At 33.6% G+C, this 16669-nt stretch carries 23 protein-coding genes; 15 read left to right on the top strand and 8 right to left on the bottom strand.

Features of this window, described 5'->3' with window-relative positions:
• The first annotated feature begins 115 nt into the window (after positions 1-115).
• Positions 116-1105, top strand: a complete 990-nt coding sequence (locus tag NKOR_RS07130; RefSeq protein WP_014963684.1) for a hypothetical protein — start codon at positions 116-118, stop codon at positions 1103-1105.
• On the opposite strand, the gene NKOR_RS07125 is transcribed toward NKOR_RS07130, so the two are convergent.
• Together NKOR_RS07125 and NKOR_RS07120 are read right to left on the bottom strand one after the other, a co-directional pair.
• Entirely contained in the window at positions 1102-1617 is a 516-nt protein-coding gene (locus NKOR_RS07125; RefSeq protein WP_014963683.1) for a hypothetical protein, read from the bottom strand. The two genes, NKOR_RS07130 and NKOR_RS07125, sit on opposite strands and share 4 nt — an antisense overlap.
• The gene (locus NKOR_RS07120) at positions 1614-2270 is read right to left on the bottom strand and encodes a hypothetical protein (RefSeq protein WP_014963682.1); all 657 of its coding nucleotides are present in this window, start codon (positions 2268-2270) and stop codon (positions 1614-1616) included. The genes NKOR_RS07125 and NKOR_RS07120 overlap by 4 nt, the downstream gene beginning before the upstream one ends.
• Before the next feature lie 335 nt (positions 2271-2605).
• Between NKOR_RS07120 and NKOR_RS10070 the strand changes: the two genes are divergently transcribed.
• Positions 2606-2761: a hypothetical protein gene (locus NKOR_RS10070; RefSeq protein ID WP_016939311.1), complete on the top strand. Its 156-nt coding sequence runs from the start codon at positions 2606-2608 to the stop codon at positions 2759-2761.
• A gap of 33 nt (positions 2762-2794) precedes the next feature.
• Here the strand turns inward: NKOR_RS10070 and NKOR_RS07115 are convergent, their stop codons facing one another.
• Positions 2795-3445: a DUF106 domain-containing protein gene (locus tag NKOR_RS07115; RefSeq protein WP_014963681.1), complete on the bottom strand. Its 651-nt coding sequence runs from the start codon at positions 3443-3445 to the stop codon at positions 2795-2797.
• A 21-nt stretch (positions 3446-3466) separates the two neighbouring features.
• Positions 3467-3631, bottom strand: a complete 165-nt coding sequence (locus tag NKOR_RS07110; protein WP_014963680.1) for a DUF1059 domain-containing protein — start codon at positions 3629-3631, stop codon at positions 3467-3469.
• A gap of 737 nt (positions 3632-4368) precedes the next feature.
• Here NKOR_RS07110 and NKOR_RS07100 point away from each other — a divergent pair.
• Positions 4369-4704, top strand: coding sequence for a hypothetical protein (locus tag NKOR_RS07100; protein WP_016939309.1), 336 nt, complete (start codon positions 4369-4371; stop codon positions 4702-4704).
• Here NKOR_RS07100 and NKOR_RS07095 read toward each other — a convergent pair.
• On the bottom strand, positions 4690-5022 hold the full coding sequence (locus NKOR_RS07095) for a winged helix-turn-helix domain-containing protein (protein ID WP_014963678.1): 333 nt from the start codon (positions 5020-5022) through the stop codon (positions 4690-4692). The two genes, NKOR_RS07100 and NKOR_RS07095, sit on opposite strands and share 15 nt — an antisense overlap.
• A 621-nt stretch (positions 5023-5643) precedes the next feature.
• On the opposite strand from NKOR_RS07095, the gene NKOR_RS07090 reads away from it, so the two are divergent.
• Positions 5644-6171 (top strand): Lrp/AsnC ligand binding domain-containing protein, encoded by a 528-nt coding sequence (locus tag NKOR_RS07090; protein WP_014963677.1) that lies wholly within the window; start codon positions 5644-5646, stop codon positions 6169-6171.
• Between the two features lie 511 nt (positions 6172-6682).
• Here the strand turns inward: NKOR_RS07090 and NKOR_RS10065 are convergent.
• Positions 6683-6865, bottom strand: a complete 183-nt coding sequence (locus NKOR_RS10065; protein WP_187146194.1) for a hypothetical protein — start codon at positions 6863-6865, stop codon at positions 6683-6685.
• Between the two features lie 150 nt (positions 6866-7015).
• Complete coding sequence (hsp20, locus tag NKOR_RS07085; protein ID WP_014963676.1) at positions 7016-7453, bottom strand: archaeal heat shock protein Hsp20; 438 nt, start codon at positions 7451-7453, stop codon at positions 7016-7018.
• 181 nt (positions 7454-7634) lie between these two features.
• Between hsp20 and NKOR_RS07080 the strand changes: the two genes are divergently transcribed.
• The 9 genes from NKOR_RS07080 (at position 7635) to NKOR_RS07045 (ending at position 13916) form a co-directional block, all read left to right on the top strand.
• Positions 7635-7838 (top strand): hypothetical protein, encoded by a 204-nt coding sequence (locus NKOR_RS07080; RefSeq protein ID WP_014963675.1) that lies wholly within the window; start codon positions 7635-7637, stop codon positions 7836-7838.
• 96 nt (positions 7839-7934) lie between these two features.
• The gene (locus NKOR_RS07075) at positions 7935-8657 is read left to right on the top strand and encodes a hypothetical protein (protein ID WP_014963674.1); all 723 of its coding nucleotides are present in this window, start codon (positions 7935-7937) and stop codon (positions 8655-8657) included.
• A gap of 127 nt (positions 8658-8784) precedes the next feature.
• The gene (locus tag NKOR_RS07070; RefSeq protein ID WP_232202944.1) at positions 8785-8931 is read left to right on the top strand and encodes a hypothetical protein; all 147 of its coding nucleotides are present in this window, start codon (positions 8785-8787) and stop codon (positions 8929-8931) included.
• Positions 8932-8935: 4 nt separating this feature from the next.
• Positions 8936-9403, top strand: a complete 468-nt coding sequence (locus NKOR_RS07065; RefSeq protein ID WP_014963672.1) for a universal stress protein — start codon at positions 8936-8938, stop codon at positions 9401-9403.
• A 502-nt stretch (positions 9404-9905) separates the two neighbouring features.
• Positions 9906-11435 (top strand): thrombospondin type 3 repeat-containing protein, encoded by a 1530-nt coding sequence (locus NKOR_RS07060; RefSeq protein WP_238535963.1) that lies wholly within the window; start codon positions 9906-9908, stop codon positions 11433-11435.
• A 251-nt stretch (positions 11436-11686) separates the two neighbouring features.
• On the top strand, positions 11687-12133 hold the full coding sequence (locus tag NKOR_RS07055; protein ID WP_014963670.1) for a GNAT family N-acetyltransferase: 447 nt from the start codon (positions 11687-11689) through the stop codon (positions 12131-12133).
• A 107-nt stretch (positions 12134-12240) separates the two neighbouring features.
• Positions 12241-12375, top strand: coding sequence for a hypothetical protein (locus NKOR_RS10625; RefSeq protein ID WP_016939304.1), 135 nt, complete (start codon positions 12241-12243; stop codon positions 12373-12375).
• Positions 12376-12640: 265 nt separating this feature from the next.
• Positions 12641-13096, top strand: a complete 456-nt coding sequence (locus tag NKOR_RS07050; protein WP_016939303.1) for a 50S ribosomal protein L15e — start codon at positions 12641-12643, stop codon at positions 13094-13096.
• A gap of 31 nt (positions 13097-13127) precedes the next feature.
• Positions 13128-13916, top strand: a complete 789-nt coding sequence (locus NKOR_RS07045; protein WP_014963668.1) for a CFI-box-CTERM domain-containing protein — start codon at positions 13128-13130, stop codon at positions 13914-13916.
• Between the two features lie 238 nt (positions 13917-14154).
• On the opposite strand, the gene NKOR_RS07040 is transcribed toward NKOR_RS07045, so the two are convergent.
• The gene (locus NKOR_RS07040; protein WP_014963667.1) at positions 14155-14820 is read right to left on the bottom strand and encodes a TlpA family protein disulfide reductase; all 666 of its coding nucleotides are present in this window, start codon (positions 14818-14820) and stop codon (positions 14155-14157) included.
• Positions 14821-14917: 97 nt separating this feature from the next.
• On the opposite strand from NKOR_RS07040, the gene NKOR_RS07035 reads away from it, so the two are divergent.
• Together NKOR_RS07035 and NKOR_RS07030 are read left to right on the top strand one after the other, a co-directional pair.
• Positions 14918-15406 carry a HEAT repeat domain-containing protein gene (locus NKOR_RS07035; RefSeq protein ID WP_014963666.1) on the top strand — a complete coding sequence of 163 codons (489 nt, stop codon included), beginning with the start codon at positions 14918-14920 and terminating at the stop codon, positions 15404-15406.
• 1 nt (position 15407) lies between these two features.
• Positions 15408-16664: a cupredoxin domain-containing protein gene (locus tag NKOR_RS07030; RefSeq protein WP_232202942.1), complete on the top strand. Its 1257-nt coding sequence runs from the start codon at positions 15408-15410 to the stop codon at positions 16662-16664.
• Positions 16665-16669: the final 5 nt, after the last annotated feature.

The following is a 16669-nucleotide window of genomic DNA, read 5'->3' as shown; positions in this document are numbered from 1 at the left end:
ATTTCTGCCTGAACTTTAAAAATAAGCAAAAAAATTGACTTTTACGTGATTTATTGTCGTCTCTTTGTTTTTAACATCTATTTGGAGGACGTTAATCGTATTGAATAACACTAGCATGAGACAATTTCAATCTGAACGACTAAGACATTTGCCAAATGGAAATTCTTTGTTAAAAATATCTCTTGGATTGATCTTCTTTACAATTATCTCATCAGCATTTGTGTATGCTGAAACAATGTCAGTTGATGTTGATGGCACGCCTTATGATTTTGAATATACTGCTAAACAAGTTGAAATTACTAGTGTTACTGCCGAAACTTTATCTGATTCTGCAGAACTGCTTTTTGGAATTAATGTAATTGGTGACTCTGGAGAATTAAATATAATTTTTGAACGTACATTTTTTGATTCAATTTATGATGGTGAAGATGATCCATTTTTCGTTATAGTTGATGGTTTAGAAGCTGATTTTTCAGAAACCACCACTGCTCAAAGTAGAACTTTAAACATCAAAATACCTGCTGGTTCTGAAGATTTAGAAATAATTGGAACTGTATTTGGCCAAACTCTGGATGAATCATCTGATGATGAATCTATGGTAGATGAAACAACTGAAAAACAAATTCCCGCATCTTTTGTAGATTCTTCTAAAGATACAAAATATTATGTTGAAAGATATGTCACTGAACCCTCTTACAAAAAATGGTTTGAAGATAATTATTCAGACTATACTTTTCATGAAGCACTAGATATTTCAAAATCTGAATTAGATAAACTAATTGCAGAAATTGAAGAAGAACAGTCTGAATCTACTGTTGAAACCCCTGTAGAAACACCTGTGGATACTCCTAAAGAAACAACAGAATGTGGAGAAGGAACTATTCTAAAAGACGGTGTATGTGTTTTAGATGAAAGATGCGGTTCTGGAACTGTTCTAAAAGATGGAATGTGTGTGGTTGAACCTAAAACATCTGTTCCTAAAGAAACTTCCTTCAAAGGACTTGGTAAAGAATTAGGATATGGAGTTATGGCCGCGTTTATCATTACTGGAGCAGTGGCAATAATATTGGCATTAATGTCCAAAGCCAGTAAAAGTAGCGACTAGTTACAAGTCAAATCATTAACATTCATCTTTTGATCAAAATCATAACCTGTAATCTGAGTTGTTGATGAATATGGGATTATTCCTATTATTGGTGTCTCTGAACTGATCACAACTATGAATTGATTAGGATCTAGTCTGATATCTCCCCCATCAAATTCAAAATCAAATGTCATAAAATTATGTTGAGCTGCTGTAATTTCTTCTGATGTAAAAACACCCTCATTGACTGTTGCTGATAATGGGTTGATGGTGGTTGGCCCTACTACAAATGATCCTAGATGATTTTTTTCATAAAATGTTGCAATTTCAAATTTCTGAAAACTCATCCAAATTGGTAATGTATTACAAAATTCAACATCTCCTGAATTTGACATTGCAAAAAAAGTAAATTCACCAGGACCATTCCATCTGTATTCCAGTTGCTGCATCCCTGCTATACTTAACCCAGAATGTGCAAATGGAATAACAATAACTATGATTGCAATAACTGTGATGATTGAATACTTGTTCATAATTCGTTTTCTGCCTGACTTGTATTTTTGATTATATTTTTCTCAATTAGGTAATTTACCGCTTGTCCAAAATCATCATCTGATATCACCCCTTCAATCCACCAATATCCTACATTTTTTACCCATTCTGGAATAGTGATGTCATAAACATTTGTTTCGTTAATTTCAAAAGGTATGTCTATTATTTGACTGTCAACATATTTTTGAAAAGCGTCAATTAAAAATCCATCAGAAATATTACCTGAAAGCCAATTTGCCATTATTGGTTTAATCAATTCTGGGATACATGGTTTGTTTGAATCAACTAATTCAAACTCTGCTGTGGTTTGAACTCCTTCATATTCTACATCAATGAAATATTTTCCTAATGGAAAAATTTCTTTTTCAAAAGCAACACGTGATGGTACTGGATTTTGTAAATCTGTTATTGGAATAGGTATTGCACTACTGCCTTTTCCTGTTTCATCTCGGATGTGAATAATTGCAGGATTTCCTGTGATCTCTGAAACATTGATTGTATAGAATAATTTTTCACAATAACTGTAAGTTGTTTTTTCCATAATTATCTCCACAGAGGGCTCTGCATATGCAGATGGATATAATGTCAGACTGAATGCTATTATTATGGCTATGATTACAGCAATTGTTTTCATATTTTTTCATGCTATTTTTGCTCAATAAAAATCTCAAATCAATTATCAGGAATACTTTTTAACAACTTTGGAGTAATTTGATTATCGAGTTTTCTGCGGAAGCACCTCTTCGAGTGCGTGGAATGTGATGCCCCACTCAAGAGAATTTTAACTTAGTATTTGGGGTTGGTTTATAGTTTACAAAGTAGACATTTTTGCTCATTTAACTGGCTAATTGTTGAATTAGTGAGTTTGGAAAAACATAAGCAGTATACTGTTGAAATAATTTTTCTAAATGTATGTGATAATTAACATTGTTAAGGAACTTCTAAAAGAAATATTTTCCAATAATGCTTATGGGATTTACAAAAGTCTGCCCAATATGCAATCAGAATTTCTCATCACTTGTAAATTACATGTCTCATATCAAAAGTGATCATAGTAAAGTTTCTCCTGAAAAATTTGTAAGGCCTCATGAAGAAACAAAATGGTCATTTAGAAATAATAATTAATCTTTTTTAAGTTTATGAACTTGATTCAGATTTTTAATCTGCCCCCATTGATGTTTTGGTTAATTTCATAATTATTCCACTAAATGCAATGGATGAAAGGAAATACCATGCCCAAAGATATAACGCATTTTCTTGGGTGCAGACATTGTCTGGATCTGCTACTTGTTCAGCAGTACATGTTAGGTGAAAAAAATCACCTGGAATCACATTTAGTGGTATTGGACTTAATGCAACTGTGTGGGCAAATAATTGAGGCAAAACCAAATAAAAAATCAAAATCAAAGGAACGAACGTAATCATCATCGGTCTCATATTCATCTGCATCATCTCCATTGACATCTTGTTCATGTATGCAGATTTCTTGTTTAGTTCAGCTGTTTTTGCAGTATCTTTTGCTCGCATTGCAGCCATTCTTTCTTTTTGCCATCTACGAGTCTCCTTCATTATTCGTTTTAGTTTTGTTTGATCAACCATCTTCTTTCTAACTGCAGAATTGAAGAAATTCAATAAAATTCCAAATAAAGTCACTCCAAATAATGTTGGAATAAGCCCCTTTACTATGGGATCATCACTACCTAATGCATCTCGACCTTTACCCATAAATCCAAATATGCCTCCATCTCCTTGAAGAAAAACAGAATCTAGGAACTGTAATACTAGATTATGGTCAAAAAATTCAATCATTAAATTCATCCTTGATTTGTGTTACGTGGTTTTTCTCAAGATAAATTGCATCAAAGCTTCTTTGGAATAATCAATTCCGTGTTCTTCATCAGTATGATGTCCAAATTCATCAATTACTTGTTGCATCTCTCCCTCTGCTACAAAATCACATTCAAATCCATAATCAACACACTTGAGTTTTACCATTTTGTATTTTTATCAGATTTGTATGTAATATACTTCAGTTAACATTGTTAACCCGAATTTAGATAAATGGTACTGCAGGAGCAAAAAGGAAATTACCGTGTCTAATGGCAGTAAATGAAAACTAGGATAGAACAACAGTTGTCATTATTTCCTTTTTGGAGTAGTTTGCTCTGCATTAATTATGATTCATTTTTTTGATATTTAGGAAATGCTTAACAATGTTAATGGATACGCTTTCTAGAATGTTTTTTGTTTCTTGATCTTGTTCGTAAGCGAGCATTACAACAAGGACATCTTAGATTCGTAGTTTTAACAAAAATACCACATAATGTGCATCTCTTCTGCCCGAGTTTGTAGCGTAAACCGCTGGGAACTGGTTCTTCCATTAATGAGTCGCATATGCCTTTACATGAAAATGCCATGTTTATGAAAACCTTTTCCTACCTATCTGAAATTTTTCTAATCTCCACCAGTCTTTATTTTTCTTGGTTGCAAGATTTTCTTCCTCTAAATCATTATCCTCAGTCATAAAATCAATTATGATGAATTTCTAATAAAATTAAATTAACATTGTTAAGTATTTCCTAAATACTACACATACACAACAGAAACAGTGAAAAATCAAAACATTTTTGATATCTCAATTAAAATTCATCAAAAATATATTAAAAGAAATAATTTTGGTTCATTAGAGGTATACAAGTTTGTCTGATTTTGGAAACGATATTTTAAGTTCTATGGATCTTTTTATTGAAAAAATTCAACAACTCAAAAATTTAATGCTTGGTGTTTCATTATCTGCTCTGATTTTAGCCCCTCTTGCAATAGGAATTTCATTATATCTTGTCACTCATCCAAAATTCCTGCATTTGGTTGAAAGTGAGTATGATTTTGCATTATTGCTGATAATTTTGTTAACCGTCGTTCTGGTCACATCTGGTGTTTGGTTATCTGCAGGTATACGGCAATTCAAATCTCTTAGTTCCTGGAACAAACGATATTGTAATTATCTGGAAAAAAGAGAAAACTTGGATAAGGCCATCTCCTCAAAATATCACCTAGACGAAGAATAAGCATCCAAAATTTAATGAATCCGAGGATTTACCACTTCTTGGAAATAGTTTTTCATATGGTTCCAATATTTCATGGCAAAAATTCATTCCTTTTGGAGTGACCTTAAAAATCGTAACAGCTCTTTTTCCTTCTACTTTCTCTGTTCGTTGAATGATGTCATTTTGTTCTAGATTATCTAAAATTTGTTTATGCTTTGAAATATTTAATCCACAAAAACTAAACAATGCAGTTTGATTCAACTCCCCATATTCTGAAAGTGTAAGAATAATGTCTTTTACAATATAGATTCTATCTCTATATTTTTTTGGCTCGGCCACTATGTACTATTGAATAAATGACACTTTAACTATTGTTCCTAGTAGTTATAATTAACAATGTTAAGCAATGCCTTATAATCTCTGATTTCTGTATTTGTTATGAAATCTCGATTACCCTTTAACAAAAATAAGCTAAAAAGTATCCTGAAAAGAGAAACAACGTTTTCTAACAAATGCACCATTTGCGATATGGAATTTACCGATCCAGAAAGAACAAAAAAACACATGATAAAGGCTCATTCAAAGCCAAAGCGTGAAAAATAACATTAATGAGAAAATCCTACATACGAAACACATTGATTTTCATTGCAATACTTGGTATAATTGCAACATTGGTAATGGTTACAAAATAATCTGGAATGCTGATGTTTTATTCATTTTGATGTAAGAATTTCATCAAAACATACCTGTTTTTTGTTTTCTATTTATGGCATACTTAACAATGTTCAGTTTTGTTAAAGTAAAGAATTTCCTTTATAATTGCTGTATCTTAAATGGAATTTGAAACATTGATTGTACATGTCACTTTGAAATCTCTCTTTATCCCTGTCGGAGTAATATGATGGATCAAAATTATATAATTTTTGATGTTTTTTTGATTTTGAAAGGAGATTCATAGAAATGGCAAAAGCGTATGTCTTAATGAATTGTAATTTGGGCTCAGAAAAAGAGATCATTTCATCCCTAAAAAACATGGAAGGGATAAAAGGTGTTCATGGTACATTTGGCCTTTATGACATTGTTGCACAAATTGAATTGGACTCTGAAGAGAAAATTCAACAAGTAGTTACTAAACAAATTCGTAAAATGCCAAAAATTCGTTCTACCATGACCTTAATTCGTTCAGAATCAGGAGAACTGTTTCAACCATCTGATAAACTAATTGGAGCAATGCTTGGACAAAATATTGTCAAAGCTTACGTCGTTATTCATTGTGAAAAAGGAGAAGAATATCCAATACTGAAAGATCTGAGCCATATTCCTGAAGTAAAAGAAGCTGATGTTGTTTTTGGACTGTATGATGTTATTTGTATTGTTGAATCGTCTAGTGATGAAATACTAGACAATGTTATTACCAAAGCAATTAGAAAAATACCTCATATTGTTTCAAGTATGACATTAAATGTTATCAAAGAACAAGAATCTTGAAACATTAACTAATGGATTTATGATTTAACATGAAATTAGGAATAAAAATTTTAATTTTGGTTGTCGCAGCAATAATTGCACAAATATTTGGCATCCTTCTTTTTTAATTCTCATTTTGATGTGATTTTTATTGAATCAAGATAACTTAGATTCAAACTCTATAGATTTGTGTCTGATCACAAGTTAGAAAGTGATTCATTTTGACTTCTTAATATCTTGGATGGCTTATTTTTCCTCTTTTAGGTTAAATTGTATGTCACATTTTATGCAGTAGTATTTGTTTGATTGATAGTTTTTTAATAAAATAGAGTGTTTGCAGTCAATGCTCGTTCTGGCACTCTGTTTTATCATTTAGAGTTCTCTCCGATACATTTACTGCACAATATATCACAGGATTCAGTCAAGGTTATTGGTACATTGCTTGACCAACATCTATGACATAGACCAACAAAAGTTGAAACATATGGAGAGGAAGGGACTCTCCACATGTTCAAACTAGGTGATCTATGACTTATGCAAGTGCTGCGACTGTGTGACATAGTATCTCCTCACTGTACATGCATTTACTGTGAAATCTCTCTTCTGTGGGCTGCAAACATTTTGTACAAACTAGCTGAACTGGTTGATGACAATGCATGCATTGTCTTTCTGTATCCAGTTCTCCACCACATTGTCTACACAAAGTGTCTGGCATTTTTTCTCACCTCAGGGAAAATTTCTCCTACCAAACTTCCATTTGGAAATGATTTCCTCAGGATATGAAGAAACCTTTTCCACAGAAGATTTGATAGAGTCTTTGACCTGTTTTAGGGATGAATTACAATCCATCTTTTTTACCTCCAGATCATTCAACTGACACTAACTTGCCTTGAGGTTTTTCCTTGGCAAGATGTATTGTCAGTTCCAAGACTCCGTTTGTGTATTTGGCTTTTGCAGAGTTTTCATCTACTTTTGATGGTAGTGGAATTTTCTTTTCATATTTTCTTTCACCGTGTTGGGCTGAAAGTAATACTTGTTTATCTGACACATTGAGTTTGATGTCAGACTTTTCAATTCCTGGCATCTCTGAAACAATCTTGAGAGTACGTTCTTGTTCATTGACTGAAACATCAACGTATGGATCTCTTACAGTAGTATCTGCAAGAGAATTAGCTGGTTTTGCATTGCCCCATTCAGTTACATGAGGAATGCCATCTTCCCCTACAGTCTTTACATAACCGTAGTAGTATGGTCCAAAAGTCTGGACTGTTCTATCATTTGGGCTTTCGAAGATATCTCCCATTGAAAAAAAGGGACTCGACAATCTTCGAAATGTTCTTTCGAATTGGTCATCAAACATCTTTTAATCACCAAATTAGTGTAATGGTGATTACAAAATATAAAGATTTTGCATATTTTCTACATACTTGACAATATGTCATAAATATGACAATATTAAAATATCTGCTCTTCTGTTTTCTCTTATGCAAACTGCAATTTTAGAATGTGAAAACCACGTGATGCCAAAATCTCAAAGACAAGTGACCTATTTTTGCAGATTATGTCGAGAATATGGAATTAAAACAAGAAAAGCACATCTGCAAAATTTCCACAATGCAAGTAGGGATACTGTAACTAAAAGAAGCAATAATGATCTTGTTGATGTAATTTTTATTGAATCAAGATAAACTAAGAATCAAACTAAAGATTCACCATAATCCAAATTGATAATCAGACATGAGTTTTGGATAATAACATATATCTGACATTGACGAAATTCAAACATGGTTAGCCAATACGTGATGATTGGAATTGCAGTAGGAGTATTCTTTGCTGGAATTGGTATAGGTTATGCCATGATGCAAACCTCAACACCTCAAAATAATTTCATGCAAATGACACCTCAACAAATGCAACAAATGATGAATGATCCTAATATGATGAACCAATGGCATCAAACCATGATGAATAACCCTGATGCTATGAATCAATGGATGAGTACTATGATGAATGATCCGCAAGCTATGACACAGATGCACAACATGATGATGAATAACCAACAACACATGAACATGATGATGCAACCAATGATGAACACCATGATGAATGATCCTCAATACCAACAACGGATGCTAGATATGATGATGGACAGTCATATGATGGGCTCTGGAATGATGGGAAACATGATGGGCACTTCAATTACCGAACAAAGTCAGGTGCTAGACATAATCAATAATATAGAAAAAATCCTAGATGATGTGTCAATAAATTATAGAAATGGTGAAAAGGACACTGCCTTCTCACTTGCAACAAATGCATACTTAGAAAATTATGAGTATGTTGAAAGTGCTATTGCACAAAAAGACCGCCCTCTGATGGAGAAAATAGAATTGATGTTACGTGTAGATCTTCGAAACATGATAAAAAATGGTGATGCGTCTGATATGATTGATGCAAAAATTGACTCTATTAAGATGGAGTTGACAAAAGCAAAATCTTTGTTCTAGGTACAATTTGTTTTAGAATCTTAACTATAATCTCACAAATAACAATCTAATCGACTTGGATTTGCGATGTTCCATCATGAATGAGAATTTGCAAAATTTTAAAACAGACAACAGAGAGTATCCAAATATGGTTATAATTGAAGAATTACGAGTATGCAAAAACTGCGGAAATGTTTTTTCAAAAAAGGCAGGTGTATCACATATTTCGGAATGTCCTCAATGCAAAGGTACAAGCTTTGAACAAATAGAGACCAATTACGAGGAGTTGAATTGAGTACATGTACAAGACCATTCTAGTCCCTCACGGTGGAACCCCTGCAGGAGATGAGTCATTAAGACATGCTATGCATCTTGCAAAAACAGATTCTGCAAAAATTATCGTATTACATGTGGTTGAAAGTATTCCGATTCCCCCAAGCTTTGCATTATCACAGTCAGAAAGAGAAAAACTTGTGAATAACATAGACGATGCAAACAAGACAATAAAACAATCAATGGAAAAAGTTCTTGCCGACAAAATTGAGGAATTGGGAACCGAGACTATCATAGAGGTTAAAGTAGTAGAAGGAGACGCTGCTGAAGAAATCCTGAGAATTGTCTTAGAAAGAGACGTTGATTTGATCGTTATGGCAAAACGAAGAAAGTTAAAAGGATTAAAGAAACTACTTAGTCTTGGAAGCGTTTCAAGGAAAATTGTAGAACATGTGACCTGCCCTGTCTATCTCATAGACATTGGTGACATTTAACTAGACTAGTAATAGTCATCATCAAAATCATCATCGTCATCATCAAAATCATCATAATCTTCTGCAGTACGTTTTGGTCTTGACATTTTTGCACCTCCTTAATTACTAATTAACCAGAAATACTGATCGTGGTATTAAGAAAAAATATTTTTGATTTCTGTCAGTAGCAAGTTAACTAGTTGATTTCGTACAGGGTGACAATAACTATTCAACAGTAAAAATACATTCATTGGAATCAAGCATTGGAGGGCCACACCTTGGATAAAAAGAAAAAATAATCCTGTAATGATGAAAATCAAATTAACTAAAGAACCTGTTTTCTATTACACTTCGTAATGACTGGTTCTTTTTTATTTACATAGATAATCTAAAACAGTAATTGGTGGGTTATACCATAGATCAAATAATTTAGTAGATGAGTTAAAATACCATAAAATGTATTTTGAAAAATACTGTTGTGTCTTCACTAATAACTAAAAAAATGAAACTGATGCTTGTTTTGTTGACTGTTAGTCTGACTGTGTCCTTTTTGGCATGGAATGGAACTGTTTCTTTTGCCGATTTTGACAATGATGGGGTGATTGACTCTATTGATAATTGTCCGACAGATAGTAATTTTGACCAGGCAGACTTTGACTCAGACAACCTAGGAGATGTATGTGATTTAGATGATGATAATGATGGGTTTAATGATGATGTTGATTTGTTTGATACAGATCCATCTGACTGGGCAGACTCTGATTTTGATTTTATAGGTGATAACAAAGATACAGATGATGACAACGATGGTGTATCTGACTCTCTTGACCAGTTTGATACAGATCCGATAGATTGGGCAGATTTTGATTTTGATGGAATAGGTTCAAATCAAGATCCAGATGATGACAACGATGGAATTTTAGATATTGATGACTATGTTCCTGTGTTGCCCTCAGAATCTTTGGCTACAAAATACTTCCAAGATATTCGCACTTGTGCTGACATGAATGACGGTACACTACGTCTTGTTTGTTATTCTGAATTTTTTGGCAGACTCGCCGAATCTGAGAAAAATAATGCTGATGCACTTGAATTATCTATAGCATTATCCAAGATGGGCACCATGGACGACTGTCATTTCGTATCTCATGAGATTGGTCATGTGGCTTATGAAGAAACAGGAGATGTATCAAAAAGTCTTCAGGGGATGGATGGTACTATGTGCCGAGGTGGATATTTCCACGGAGTTTTGGCATCTTACTTCCACAATATTGGTGAATTGGACAAGCCATTTCCAAATTCATACAAAACTATTTGTGATGACTTGATTGGCTCTTCCAACTACCAAGACTGTGTTCATGGATTGGGTCATGGTTTTGTTCATTACTTTGGCGATGATTTGGATTCTTCGCTAGCATCCTGTCATGAATTATCTTTGTATCAAAACATTTTGTGTGTTAAAGGTGTAATGATGCAGTACACGGACAATGTTTTAACTAGAGATGGATTATCTGAAGAAACAATTTCTAATCTTTGCAATTCCGAACATCTAGCAAAAAATGATTATTTAGAATGCAGTATGTCTACTGGAACCACTCTTGCATTTTTCACCAACCATGACTTTCAAAAAGGTCAAGAATTATGTGATGTGATTGTAGATGATGTTTCACGAAATTACTGTGTAGAAGGATTAAGACTGGAAATTCAAGATTCAGAAAAGTATGAAGTATCTCCTCTTACTGAAGATATTAGAGAAAAATACCAACCTCAATGGATAGGTGATAATATAGTAGACATCCGAACACCTTCAACCATTTCAAATTTCAATTACCAGTCTGAAATTGGCATGATCACTTTTTCATTTGACAAACCAGAATATGTTATTCTACTCATCCCAAACAATCTTCTTCTACCTGAGAATTATGCTGTCTCTGTCAATGGGATTCTCATCAATGATCTTGTAGTTGAACCCAATTTTATGGGAGAAGATGTTGTAATGATACAGTTTGTTCCAACCAGTTCAGGAACAGCTATGATTGCCCCTGTTTCCTGATTAAAATAAAATAAAAATTTTCAACTTGTTTTTAATAGTTGGTTTTTCTGCAATTTTCACATAGTGGCAAGTCTGCTACCCCTATCTCGCTTAACAAAACGGGAGTTTTCACTATCTTGATTCCAGAACAATGGCATTTTTGACAAACACCTATCACGAAAAAATATGGAATAGTTCTAGTAAATTAACATTGTGAATGATCTAGGAAACATTGCATATTCTTTAAAAATATTAAATACAAATTATTGTTGGTGGAAGCAGAAATCAGAAACGCATCTAAAAAAGACATCCCATCAATTCTAGAATTACTTTACGAGTTAGGGAGGCCAGAACCAATAGATAAAAAGGAAGTTAAGGTATTTGAAGACAAAATAAAAGATTATTTTTCAGATTCTTCAAAGTTTATTCTTGTAGCAGAAATAAATTCAAAAATTGTGGGAGTGGTAAGCATTGTTCTTCTTAGACGACTAAACCGTGCTAAATTTGAAATGTATATTCCGGAATTGGTAGTAAAAAATGAATTTAGAGATTCAGGAATTGGAAAAAAACTAATTTTAGAATGTGTCAAATTAGCAAAATCTAAAAAATGTTATAGAATTAGGCTTGAATCAGGTAACAGAAGAAAAGATTCGCACAAATTTTACAAACGACTGGGATTTGACCAATCAGGATTATCATTCAGTCTGAATTTATTATGACTAGTAAATGTCAGTAAAACCATACAACGTAAAATTATTTTGTGACATTGTGCAAAAACATGTCAAAGATGCGATTGATCTAAATATGGTGTATATTACTTTCATGCATGCCCTTTCAACCTCCACCAAGATGTCCTGTTCGATGTGATGTGGATGAAAACCAATGTTTGTTGTATGAAGGACATGAGGCTGAACATTATTTTTCAAGAAAGATGAATTCTTTGGTAAAATCTAATCCGTGATATCTTAAAAAATGTCTCAAATGTAATGAAACAAAACAAGATTGGGAATATTCGGTTGAAATTTTGTTCCATTAATGTCAGTGAATTTTTAGTTTTGAGATTATCTACAATTTTTTAGATAAAAAACTGTGTTTAGAGAATTATTTGGTTTTATCTGGGATTTAATCTCAGGAAATTAGCCTAATTTTCTTTCCTTTTTTATTTTATATTCAAACCCTAACAAATGTGGAAATCAGTTATTAAAGGGGATTTTACTATGCCCGATATGCCTAGTCGTCAAGACCAAATATGGATCAGACTCTGGAAAGAAAATGCTCCAGAGCTACGTGAACGTATAGTTGGTTGGCGTAAACAAAATGCAATTACTCGTATTGACAAGCCTAGCAGATTACAAAGAGCAAGAAGATTGGGGTACAAAGCAAAACAAGGCATTATTGTTGTTAGAATGAGGGTTGGTACTGGTGGTATGAGAAAACAAAGACCTACTGGTGGTAGAAGACCAAAACATCTTGGTGTAACAAGAATCAAGGCAGATGACAATATGAAAACTGTTGCAGAACGAAGAGTAAGTGAAAGATATCCAAACATGAAACTTTTGGGTTCTTACTTTATCTATAAAGATGGAAAACACTATTGGTTTGAAGTAATCTTGGCAGATCCAGATCATCCAAGAGTTGCACAAGATAAAGAATTAACTAAACGAATATCTCAGACAGCATAAATTGAAAATAATTTTCTTAATTCCGTTACTATTGATAATCTCTCCTGTATTTGGTCAACTATCTGATAGAACAGGATTGCTGACTCGTCTTGATGTGGATGCCGGTGGACATACTTTTGAAGTTGTGACTGTTTCAAACTTTGATGTTTTGGAACATGAATTTGATAAAGATGAAAAACGTTTGACACTTTTCATTAACAGCGGATTGGAAAATAATTTAGGTGAAGTAACAATTCCTAAAAATTTACTTTATGGAAATTTCACTTTTTTTATCAACGATGTTGAGACTATCCAAAAATCAAAATCAAATGATAGAATTTCATTTATCACTTTGAATTTTACTGGAATTGGTAATAACAAAATTGACATCATTGGAACAGACGCATTGACTGGTGTAAAAGAAATTGAAGTGCCTACATCTGATCAAAAAAATTATTCTGATGAGGAGTCTGGTGGTGGATGTTTGATTGCAACTGCAACGTTTGGCTCTGAACTGGCACCTCAGGTACAACAATTAAGAGAATTAAGAGATAACAAACTAATGCAAACAGAATCAGGAAAATCTTTCATGAATTCCTTTAACAAATTTTATTATCTGTTCAGTCCGCAAATAGCAGATTATCAAAGAGAAAACCCTGTATTCAATGAGATAATCAAGGCAGGAATTACTCCTATGATAACTACATTGTCTCTTATGGATTATGCAGAAACAGAATCTGAAGTATTGTCCATTGGAATATCTTTGATTGTACTAAATGTTGGTATGTATTTTGGATTGCCTGCAATTGTAATTATGAAAATTAAAAAATCTATTTTTTAAACATAATCCAGATTCTAGTACCTACAAAAATCCCTACCGCAAGCACAATCAACAATGGAACAATGATCTGTTCTCCTTCCATAGTCAATGATGCTTTTGATTTGAATTAATGTTTTTGATAATATCCTTAAAATTCATAATCTAAAACCAAATTTTGTGGATAATTCAAAAATTGCTCTTATTGGAGGATTTGTTGTAGCTGTAGCACTATCGATCACTCTTGTTTTATTTGTATGATCTAACCTTCATTGAGTAATTTCTGAATCATTGATTCTGCTTGTCCGACTTGTCCAAATGAAACATCTCTGAGAATCCCTTTTCTATCAACTAGGATGGTTGATGGTGTTCCTTGAAGTGCAAACTTTTCAAAGGTTTCAGCAGAATATTCTTTTGATTTCATGTAATCTTTGACTCTTTGAATGATCTGTTTTTTGTATTCCTCTGGTTGTGAATCAAACTCTGGAATCTGAGGGTAGATAAACTGCATAATTTTTTCTTGACTTATTTCCCCTGTTGTCTTTACCAAATTATCCATTGCTAATGGGAATGGGATTTTGTATGGTAGCTTGTTGCCTTCCTGAAGTTGTCCGCTCATCTGAAATGCCTTTTTGGTTTCTCCAACTATCTCTCCAGTTTCTGCAAGCATTTTCAAATTGTCTAAAGTATTTTTATCAAAATCTTCAAAGGCAGTAGCAATACCAATTACCCTTACGCCTTCATCTTTGTATTTGTTGTAGATCTCAATTGCCTCAGGCAATGCGTGCATAAAACAACCCGGACAATTTACCTGAAATACCTCAACTAAAACAATATGGTCTTTTTCTTGATCAAAATTCGTTGGTGCACCTTGAACCCATTCTGAAACTCCAAAATTTGGTGCTTTTTCACCAATTACTGCGCTCATGAAACACCATCATATTTTTTCCATTAAATACATACCTACAGAAATTTTGAATTTCTTCTGATTAACTAAATATAGGACACAAAAATCTCCAAAAACATTGCAAGTAGTTACTGATGATCGATTAACACTTTTTGCTGAGATGGAAAAAAAATATGAGCAAAAAGATACTGAATATTTTGTAAATCTTTTGGATCATCCTGATTATGTGGTTCGAACAAGAGCTACCTGTATCTTAGTTGATTTTGGTGGAGAGGATAAAGTTCACTATATTGCCAAAGTTTTAAAAAATGATGATAATGAATTAGTAAGACACGAAGCTGCCTTTTCTCTAGGTCAAATGTGTTATTCTAGCTCTGTTCCTCCACTTACTGATGCAACTCTAAATGATCCAAGTATGTTTGTACGACATGAAGCCGCAATTGCATTAGGTGTTGTTGGAAATAAAGATGCAAAAGATGCTCTGGAAAAAGCATTAAACGATCCAGACAAACCAGTTGTTGAATCTGCAGTTGTAGCTCTATCTAATATTGAATTTATGGAAAAGTTAAGTAAGAACGAAAAGTTTGCAAAGTTAACAGGTGGATGAGATGAACTTTTCTTATGGAATTATAACTGCAGTTGGAGTATTGGCAGCAATATCAATTGGATTTATCGCAATGTCTCCAGATGAAATTATTGAGCCAAGAGTGGTTGAGAATAATATGCCCATTGTCACACCCAGCATGGAAGTTGAAGTTACTGAAATCCTTGTAAATCCACAACTTTTGCCTATTTCTGCAGTTGAAGGTGAAATTTTAGAAATTGAATCTGAATTTATCGGAGATGATGGTCAAATTGTAAACCATGTCTATTATACAATATCTGCAACCCAAGATGGGAATGAAATCCTCCATGAGGAATCTCATAGACATACAAGTGTTGACGATGATGGATATGCAATTGAATTATTCCCTGTTCACAAAACAAGTGTGCTTGGCAATTCTGATGTTACAATCAAAATTCTAGTTACTGGTCTGGGGCATGGCAAAGATGTTGCTACTCCAATAACCAGTGAGTATGTGCTGACAGTCACCCCTAAATCAAAAATTGTTGAAGAACCTGATACTCTAGTGTTAGGTGAGGTGACCTCTGCAGTTCCTGCACCACCACAAAAACATGTGGTTGAAATTACACAAGGCTCTGGCGGTCCTGGATGTGAAGAGACAAACGAATGTTACTTGCCCCATACAATTACAATTTTCATTGGGGATGCTGTTCAATGGAATAATGTTGACACGGCTGCTCATACAGTAACTAGTGGCAATATACAAGATGGTGCAACTGGAGTCTTTGATTCAAGTTTGTTTATGGCAGGTGAAACTTTTGAATTCACATTTGAAAAACCTGGAACTTATGATTACTTCTGCATGGTTCATCCTTGGATGACTGGTAAAGTCATTGTTAATGAAGTCTCTGAAATGATTGTAATTGAACCAACAGAGGAATTAATGGATGAACCTACTGCAGAACCTAGAGAATTACCTGAATCTCAGTCTGATTTGCCAATATCTTTGACTATTTCAATTCCTGAAGGGTCTGGGGCTCCAGGATGCAATGAAACTAACGAATGCTATTTGCCTTATGAAGCAACTGTGCCAGTTGATTCAACAATCATTTGGAGTAATGATGATTCTGCTGCACACACTGTGACAAGCGGAAATGTTAATGCAGGTGCTACTGGAATGTTTGATTCTGGATTGTTCCTGTCTGGTGCTACTTTTGAATTCACATTTGAAAAACCTGGAACTTATGATTACTTCTGCATGGTTCATCCTTGGATGACTGGAATAGTTCACGTAGAATAATTCTT

The sequence above is a fragment of the Candidatus Nitrosopumilus koreensis AR1 genome (assembly GCF_000299365.1).
In the GTDB taxonomy this organism is placed as follows: Archaea; Thermoproteota; Nitrososphaeria; order Nitrososphaerales; family Nitrosopumilaceae; genus Nitrosopumilus; species Nitrosopumilus koreensis.
The sequence above is the reverse complement of the archived record's forward strand: the minus strand, read 5'-3'. Positions and strand labels throughout refer to the sequence as shown.